The 8,137-nt window shown below is 61.3% G+C and carries 8 protein-coding genes; 1 reads left to right on the top strand and 7 read right to left on the bottom strand.

Going from position 1 to position 8,137, the window contains the following annotated elements; genetic code table 11:
• On the bottom strand, positions 1-681 hold a 681-nt coding region (locus LQT98_RS22960; protein ID WP_231465484.1), incomplete at its 3' end, for a carbohydate-binding domain-containing protein.
• A gap of 296 nt (positions 682-977) precedes the next feature.
• Here LQT98_RS22960 and LQT98_RS22965 point away from each other — a divergent pair.
• Positions 978-1,655 carry a DUF3313 domain-containing protein gene (locus LQT98_RS22965; protein WP_053074302.1) on the top strand — a complete coding sequence of 226 codons (678 nt, stop codon included), beginning with the start codon at positions 978-980 and terminating at the stop codon, positions 1,653-1,655.
• Between the two features lie 79 nt (positions 1,656-1,734).
• On the opposite strand, the gene LQT98_RS22970 is transcribed toward LQT98_RS22965, so the two are convergent.
• The 6 genes from LQT98_RS22970 to infB form a co-directional block, all read right to left on the bottom strand.
• Positions 1,735-2,436, bottom strand: a complete 702-nt coding sequence (locus LQT98_RS22970) for a hypothetical protein (protein ID WP_231465486.1) — start codon at positions 2,434-2,436, stop codon at positions 1,735-1,737.
• A 211-nt stretch (positions 2,437-2,647) separates the two neighbouring features.
• Complete coding sequence (gene pnp / locus LQT98_RS22975) at positions 2,648-4,792, bottom strand: polyribonucleotide nucleotidyltransferase (protein ID WP_048409124.1); 2,145 nt, start codon at positions 4,790-4,792, stop codon at positions 2,648-2,650.
• 193 nt (positions 4,793-4,985) lie between these two features.
• Positions 4,986-5,255 carry a 30S ribosomal protein S15 gene (gene rpsO / locus LQT98_RS22980; RefSeq protein ID WP_019104449.1) on the bottom strand — a complete coding sequence of 90 codons (270 nt, stop codon included), beginning with the start codon at positions 5,253-5,255 and terminating at the stop codon, positions 4,986-4,988.
• Positions 5,256-5,375: 120 nt separating this feature from the next.
• Complete coding sequence (truB, locus tag LQT98_RS22985) at positions 5,376-6,299, bottom strand: tRNA pseudouridine(55) synthase TruB (protein WP_231465488.1); 924 nt, start codon at positions 6,297-6,299, stop codon at positions 5,376-5,378.
• Positions 6,296-6,715: a 30S ribosome-binding factor RbfA gene (gene rbfA / locus LQT98_RS22990; RefSeq protein WP_048409122.1), complete on the bottom strand. Its 420-nt coding sequence runs from the start codon at positions 6,713-6,715 to the stop codon at positions 6,296-6,298. The genes truB and rbfA overlap by 4 nt, the downstream gene beginning before the upstream one ends.
• A gap of 168 nt (positions 6,716-6,883) precedes the next feature.
• On the bottom strand, positions 6,884-8,137 hold a 1,254-nt coding region (gene infB / locus LQT98_RS22995; protein WP_231465490.1), incomplete at its 5' end, for a translation initiation factor IF-2.

The following is an 8,137-nucleotide window of genomic DNA, read 5'->3' on the forward strand; positions in this document are numbered from 1 at the left end:
CGCCGCCGCCTTGCCGCCGTCCGGCTTGACGCGCAGCGCGGCGGGAATCACTCGCGCTGCCACATCAGCGGCGGTCAGTTGCGGGCCGCGGCGCGCGAATTCGCGATAGCGCTCGGCAGCGTCCATCAAGGGCCGCGCCTCGCCCGCCGGCGACTTCCATTCATCGCCCGGCAGCGGCAGCAGATAGCTGGCGTCATCATCGTCATTGCGCGCCAGCACCGCCGGCGCCTGGCCATCGGCCACCAGATAAGGCCGCGGCAACACGTCGCTGTTGTGCAACATCCAGTACTCGGCCACCAAGGGCAGTTCCAGCTTGGCGCCGGCGGCGATGCCGGCGAAGCCGGGCTTGGGCGTCAGCCGATACAAGTCTCCGGTCAGATGGCTCAGCTCGAAGTCCGGGCTGTCCAGCTGCAGCAAACGTCGGATGCTGTGCAGGTACAAGGTCCAGTCCTTGGCCGGGACCGCGGACTGACCATGGTTTTGCAGGATCAGCCGCCCTTGCAGGCAACTGCCCCAGTCCGCGCCCAGTTCCACGCAGCGCGCGCCGGCGGCCGCGCCCTTATTGCTGTCCACCGCCACCGCCAGAGACAGGTCCCGCGCCAGCGCCGCGACATCCGGCTGCGCCCAAGCCAGCGCGCTGGCCGACAACAGGCCCGCCGCCAATAGTTGTTTCGTCCTCATGCTCACCTCTGCGATTTGCGTGGCGCGCCGCGCGACGGAGCCTCCCCCGCCGCGTCTCCCATTCGTCATCCGCATGCCACCGTGGGCACAGGCTAACTGGTATTAATGTGGTATTCAATGCTCAAGATCAAAATCGCGCGCCGCCGCTGCCGGCTGCTAGCATGATGATGGTGGAATGCAAAGATCTGTGAAGCCGGGGAACGCCTGCGCGATGCCGGCGGTCTAGCCGCGGTTGCCGCCAAATCCGCCGCTGCGCGCGGATGGCGCGCCCGCACAACCTCTAACAGGAGCGCATCATGCGCAAAACCCTCACGCTTGGCCTGCTATTGCTGGCCGCCCTGCCCGCCCTGGCCCAGGACGCCGCGGCCCCGCAAACCTTGTTCAGCCTGCCGCTGACCGCGTTCAAGGCCTCTGAGCGCAACGCCTCGCAACGGCTGTACCGCGCGCCGGACGCGCAACTAAGCGCTTACAAATCCATCGTGGTGGAGCCGCTGTATTTCATGCGCCACCAGGCTGACGGCGATTGGCAATTACTGCAGAGCGGCGAGGAAAACCGCATCGCCGCCTATTTCCAGCGGCGGATGACCGAGGAGTTGCACAAGGTCGGCATCCCGGTCAGCCGCGAGGCGCTGCCGGACAGCGCCCGCCTGCGCGTGGCCGTCACCGGCATGGCTCAGGAACGGCCGGGGGTGGAGCCGCTGGACATCCTGCCGATCAAGGCGGTGTTCAATCTGGGCCGGCTGGCCGCCGGCAAGGAGCCCTATCTGACCAAGGTGGGCAGCATGGCGCAGCTGGAAGACGCCAATAGCGGCAAGCTGCTGGCCGGCAGCGTCAATCTGCGCAAGAGCGACAAGAGCCTCCAGCGCGGCGAGGCGGTCAAGCTGGAGAGCCTGGAAAGCCTGATCGACGACTGGTGTCGCGACAGCGCCAGGCTGCTGGCGCGCGGCATGGCGATCAAGCCGGCCCAGCCCTGAACGCTGACCATGAAAAATGCCGGCCCCTTCCGCGGGTACCGGCATTTTTATATCCAAGCCCTCTTTAGAAGCTAGAACATCACGATTTGCACACGCTCTTGGCAAAAGCATCAAAGCCCATATTCTTCCGCTTGGCCAGGCACATTGAACGGCAAGCCTTGTCGAATGCCGCCGGCTTGTAGCTATCGTCAAGCTCGGCGATACCGCGTGCGCTCCAGCCGGGAAAATCATCGCGCAGCTTCGCATTACAATCATTTCCGTTTTGACCGGCGTCCACACATGAATCGGCGTACTTATAGACCCACTGACAGTTTTCCTTGCTGAGTTCCGCTTTGGACTTGACGCGCTTAACCGCCTTCGTCGGCTTTTCACCATCAAAAACCACGGTTTCCTGTTTACCGTTTTCCGGGCTGAAAACCACTTTCAAGCGCTCGCCTTCAACACGGGCGGTCGCCTCGACACCCATGGAGAAATCCCCCAGCTTGAATTTTTTGCTGGCACCTCCCTTGCTTACTGTCAGCAGATAAAAGCTTTGCTCCACACAGCCGCTGCCACCGCAATGGCTGTTGAACAAGACCACATCCTTGTCCTTGAGCTGAAAGCTTCCTTGCAGATAAATATTATTACCATCCGCGTCATGCAGTAGTTTCTTACCTAAGTGCAGTTGGCCAGCGCCATCCTCGGAAACCGTGCCATAGCGGGTTTTCAAACTTTCGGCGTTACCGACATTGGCTAGCAATAGATTGAACACCAAGGCGCAAAACAATAATTTTCTCATCATCAACCCATTCCTAATATTCAAAAGCCTCTCATTTTGTCATTTTCATACATAAAATTCCAATCAAAAGACATGCAAGTAAGCACGAAAAACATAAAGACCCTACATGACGGCAATAAGCAAGCGCTAAAAGCGGACGTAAAAAACCCCCTGCCTTGGCAGAGGATGATGCTAGCCGGTAGCCGCTCCGGAGTGGAGCGGCATTCAGGCTGATTTACTGGGCCTTCAGGCCGAAGGAATCGGCAGTCGCTTGCGCGGTTTTCGCCTCTTCTTCCAGCAGGGCCTTGATGGACAGGCGGATGCGGCCGCGATCGTCCATTTCGATGGCCTTGACCTTCACAACCTGGCCTTCTTTCAGATAGTCGGCCACGTTCTTGATGCGCTCGTTGGCGATCTGGGAAATGTGGACCAAGCCATCCTTGCCCGGCAGGATGGATACGATGGCGCCGACATTGTTGTCGAGGATCTTGACCACGGTGCCTTCGTACACCTTGCCCACTTCCACTTCAACAGTGATCTCTTCGATACGCTTCTTGGCGGCTTCCGCGCCTTCGTTGCTGACCGAAGCAATGGTGATGGTGCCATCTTCCTCGATATTGATCTCGCAGCCGGTGTCCTTGGTGATGGAGCGGATGGTTTCGCCGCCCTTGCCGATCACTTCGCGGATCTTGTCCGGGTTGATCTTCATCACGTACAGACGCGGAGCGTGGGCGGACAGCTCTTGCGGGCCTTCCACGGCTTCCTTCATCAGACCCAGGATGTGCATGCGGCCTTCTTTGGCCTGATCCAGCGCCACCTGCATGATTTCCTTGGTGATGCCCTGGATCTTGATGTCCATCTGCAGCGCGGTCACGCCTGCGGCGGTACCGGCCACTTTGAAGTCCATGTCGCCCAGATGATCTTCATCGCCCAGGATGTCGGTCAGCACCGCGAAGCGGTTGCCTTCCAGGATCAGACCCATGGCGATGCCGGCCACGTGCGCTTTCAGCGGCACGCCGGCGGACAGCAGCGACAGGCAGCCGCCACATACCGAAGCCATGGAGGAAGAACCGTTGGACTCGGTGATTTCCGACACCACGCGCATCGAGTAACCGAATTCCGATTCCGGCGGCAGCACGGCAACCAGCGCGCGTTTGGCCAGACGGCCGTGGCCGATTTCACGGCGCTTCGGCGGGCCCATGCGGCCGGCTTCGCCGGTGGAATACGGCGGGAAGTTGTAGTGCAGCATGAAGCGCTCGGTGTATTCACCGGCCAGCGCGTCGATGATCTGCTCGTCCTGCTTGGTGCCCAGCGTGGTCACCACCATGGCCTGGGTTTCGCCACGAGTGAACAGCGCGGAACCGTGGGTGCGCGGCAGCACGTTGTTGCGGATGCTGATCGGGCGCACGGTGCGGGTGTCGCGACCGTCGATGCGCGCGTCGCCGGCCAGGATCTGACCGCGAACGATCTCGGCTTCCAGACCCTTGAAGATGCCCTTGATCTCATTGGCCTTCAGGGTGTCGGTGTTTTCGTTGATCAGGCCGGACTTGACCGCGTCCCAGGCTTCGTTGATCGCCACGGTGCGGGCTTGCTTCTGGCGCAGGCGGAAGGCGTTGGCCAGTTGCTCGCCGGCGATGGCGCGCACTTGGGCGATCAGTTCTTCATTGGCGACCGGAGCGGCCCAGTCGAACATCACCGGGTTCACTTCGTCGGCCAGTTCGTTGATGGCCTTGATCGCGGCTTGCATTTGCTCGTGACCAAACACCACGGCGCCCAGCATCACGGCTTCCGGCAGTTCCTTGGCTTCGGATTCCACCATCAGCACCGCGCGCTCGGTACCGGCAACCACCAGATCCATTTCGGAGGTGGCCAGCTCGGTGCGAGTCGGGTTCAGGATGTATTCGCCATTGGCGTAGCCCACGCGGGCGGCGCCGATCGGGCCGGCGAACGGCAGGCCGGAGATGGCCAGAGCGGCGGAAGCGCCGATCATCGCCGGGATGTCGGAATCCACTTCCGGGTTCAGCGACATCACGGTGGCGACGATTTGCACGTCATGGAAGAAGCCTTCCGGGAACAGCGGGCGGATCGGACGGTCGATCAGGCGGCTGGTCAGCACTTCCTTCTCGGACTGCTTGCCTTCGCGCTTGAAAAAGCCGCCCGGGATCTTGCCCGCGGCGTAGGTGCGCTCCAGGTAGTCCACGGTCAGCGGGAAGAAGTCCTGGCCCGGCTTGACGTTCTTGCCGCCAACCACGGAGACCAGCACCACGGTGTCTTCAACGGAGACGATGACGGAGCCGGACGCCTGACGCGCGACTTCGCCGGTTTCCACGGTCACGGTGTGACGGCCGTATTGGAAAGACTTGGTGATTTTATTGAACACAGGGTTTCCCTAATCTTTTGTGTGTGACAAATAATCGCAAGCTAAAAAAACAACGGGAACCCCTAAAAATTCTGACCAAAGCATATCGATCCGAATTTTTAGAGGCTCCCCCCGTTGTTACAGCAGTAATGCTCGCGATCTTGATGTGGCATGAAAAAGTCGCAGCACGCTGCGACTTTTCCAAAACCCAACCTTACTTGCGCAGACCCAGACGGGCGATCAATGCGCGATAGCTATCGGCATCGGTGCGCTTCAGGTAGTCCAGCAGACGACGACGACGGCTAACCAGCTTCAACAGACCACGACGGCTGTGGTGATCCTTGGTGTTGGCTTTGAAGTGCGGGGTCAGGTCGTTGATGCGAGCGGTCAACAGAGCCACTTGCACTTCGGACGAACCGGTGTCGCCTTCGCTGCGCTGGAAGTCTTTAACGATGTCTGCTTTTTGAGCGGCGGTCATTGCCATTTGGGGTAACTCCAAATTATCAGTAGGGGTTTTTCAACCCGACAAGTGCAGCGAGCAGCCAAGGCCGAAACCCTCGCAACCCATCAACACTCCGGTACGCGGCCCTAGGGCCGCCGGCGTTCAAGACGTCTCCGCCTTGCTCGCCAGGAGCCGGATCGGATGCAGGCGACCATCGTCGCGCGCCTCGCCCAGCCCCAAGAATTCCCGGCGTCCCTCGCGGTAAATCCGGAAACGCTGCATTTTCGCACATTTTTCGGTAAAACGCACGGGCTGTCCGTGCATGAAACGCCCGGCCTCGTCGGCCGCCAATTCCGCCTCGGGCAGGTGACGCACCAAGATATCGGCCGGCAACAGCAAGGCCTCGCGCTGCGGCATCTCCAGCGCTTCGATGTCCGCCAGCTGCAAGGCTTCGTCCAGCGTGAAGCCGCCGGTGGCGGTACGGCGCAAACCGGTCAGATGCGCGCCACAGCCCAAGGCTTCGCCGATGTCGCAGGCCAGGGTACGAATATAAGTGCCCTTGCTGCACAGCACCTCGATCACCGCGCTGTCTCCATCCAGGCTGATCAACTCCAGCTTGCGGATATGCACCCGCCGCGCTTCGCGCTCGATCTCGATGCCGGCGCGCGCGTACTCGTAGAGCGGCTTGCCCTGATGCTTGAGCGCCGAATACATCGGCGGCACCTGGGAGATTTCGCCGCGGAACGCCTCCATCGCCGCCAGCAGGCCCTCGCGGTCGAACACGACCGGGCGCTCGGACACCACCTCGCCCTCGACATCGCCGGTGGTGGTGACCACGCCGAACTTCACCGTGGCGCGATAACCCTTGTCCGCGTCCAGCAGATAAGACGAAAACTTGGTGGCCTCGCCCAGGCACACCGGCAGCAGGCCGGTGGCCAGCGGGTCCAGCACGCCGGTATGGCCGGCCTTGGCGGCGTTCAGCAGCCAGCGCGCCTTCTGCAGCGCGCCGTTGCTGGAGATGTCGTAGGGCTTGTCTATCAGCAGCACGCCATCTATCGGGCGGCGATTGCTGCGCGGCTTGCTCATTCCTTGCCCTCGGCGCCATCCTCGCCGGATGCGGCTTCCTGAACGCCGAACTTCTCGGCGTCCTCGCGCGCCACCTGATTGATCAGGCTGGTCATATGCATGCCGCGCTCCACCGATTCGTCGTAGACGAAGTGCAGCTGCGGCGTGGTGAAGATCTTGATGCTGCGGCCCAGTTCGGAGCGCAGATAGCCGGCGGAGCTTTCCAGCGCTTCCTGCGTCGCTTCGCGGGTTTTCTCGTCCATCACGGTGTAGAACACCTTGGCGTGCGAATAATCGCGGGTCACTTGCACCAGGGTGATGGTGATCCAACCGGCGCGCGGGTCCTTCAGGCCCTTGCGGGTCAGTTCCGCCAGCTCGCGCTGAATCTGCTCGGCGATGCGGTCGGAACGGGAGAAACCTTTTTTGGCTTTTGCCATATCACTTCCAATCAACTTTACGCGGCGTCGCCGCCGCTCAGACCACGAAATCCACGAAATGGCACGGCCCGGGCCGCCATGTCATTTCGTGGTTTTCGCGGCAAAATTAAAAAAGGCGAGCGCCCGCCGACCTCACGGTCAGACCGGCACCCGCCCCTGGCGTCCCGCTTACAGGGAACGCGCCACTTCCACGATTTCGAACGCTTCCAGTTGGTCGCCTTCCTGGATGTCGTTGAAGTTTTTCAGCATCAGGCCGCATTCGTAGCCCTGCTTCACTTCCTTCACGTCGTCCTTGAAGCGCTTCAAGGAGTCCAGTTCGCCGGTATGCACCACCACGTGGTTGCGGATCAGACGGATCGAAGCGGTACGCTTGATCATGCCGTCGGTCACCATGCAACCCGCGATATTACCCACCTTGGACACCGGAATCACCTGACGGATTTCCACCGTGCCCAGGATCTGTTCTTTCTTCTCCGGAGCCAGCATGCCGGACAACGCCGCTTTCACTTCGTCCACCGCATCATAGATGATGTTGTAGTAGCGGATGTCCACGCCTTCGCTCTCCGCCAGCTTGCGGGCGGCGGCGTCGGCACGGGTGTTGAAGCCGATCACGATGGCCTTGGAAGCGATCGCCAGGTTGACGTCGGATTCCGAGATGCCACCCACGCCGGAGTGCAGGATGCCCACGCGTACTTCGTCGGTGGACAGCTTTTGCAAGCTGCCGGCCAGCGCTTCGTAGGAACCTTGCATGTCGGCCTTGATGATGATGGACAGGGTTTGCACCTCGCCCTCCGCCATCTGCGCGAACATATTCTCCAGCTTGGCCGCTTGCTGCTTGGCCAGACGCACGTCGCGGAACTTGCCGGCGCGGAACAGGGCGATTTCACGCGCCTTCTTCTCGTCGGTCAGCACCATCGCGTCTTCACCGGCTTGCGGCACGTCGGACAGACCCAGGATTTCCACCGGAATCGCCGGACCGGCGGATTCGATGGCCTTGCCGTTTTCGTCCATCATCGCGCGGACACGGCCAAAAGCGGTGCCAGCCAGTACCACGTCGCCCTTCTTCAGGGTGCCGGACTGTACCAGCAGCGTGGCCACCGGGCCGCGGCCCTTGTCGAGGCGGGCCTCGACGATGATGCCCTTGGCCGGCGCATCCACCGGAGCCTTCAGCTCAAGCACTTCGGCTTGCAGCAGAATGGCTTCCAGCAGCGCGTCGATGTTCAGACCCATCTTGGCCGACACTTCGACGAACTGGGTGTCGCCGCCCCAGTCTTCCGGCACCACTTCATGCGATACCAGTTCCTGGCGGATGCGCTCTACGTTGGCGCCCTGCTTGTCGATCTTGTTGACCGCCACCACCATCGGCACCTTGGCCGCTTTGGCATGGTGAATGGCTTCGATGGTCTGCGGCATCACGCCGTC

Source organism: Chromobacterium aquaticum, assembly GCF_021129195.1.
GTDB lineage: Bacteria > Pseudomonadota > Gammaproteobacteria > Burkholderiales > Chromobacteriaceae > Chromobacterium > Chromobacterium aquaticum.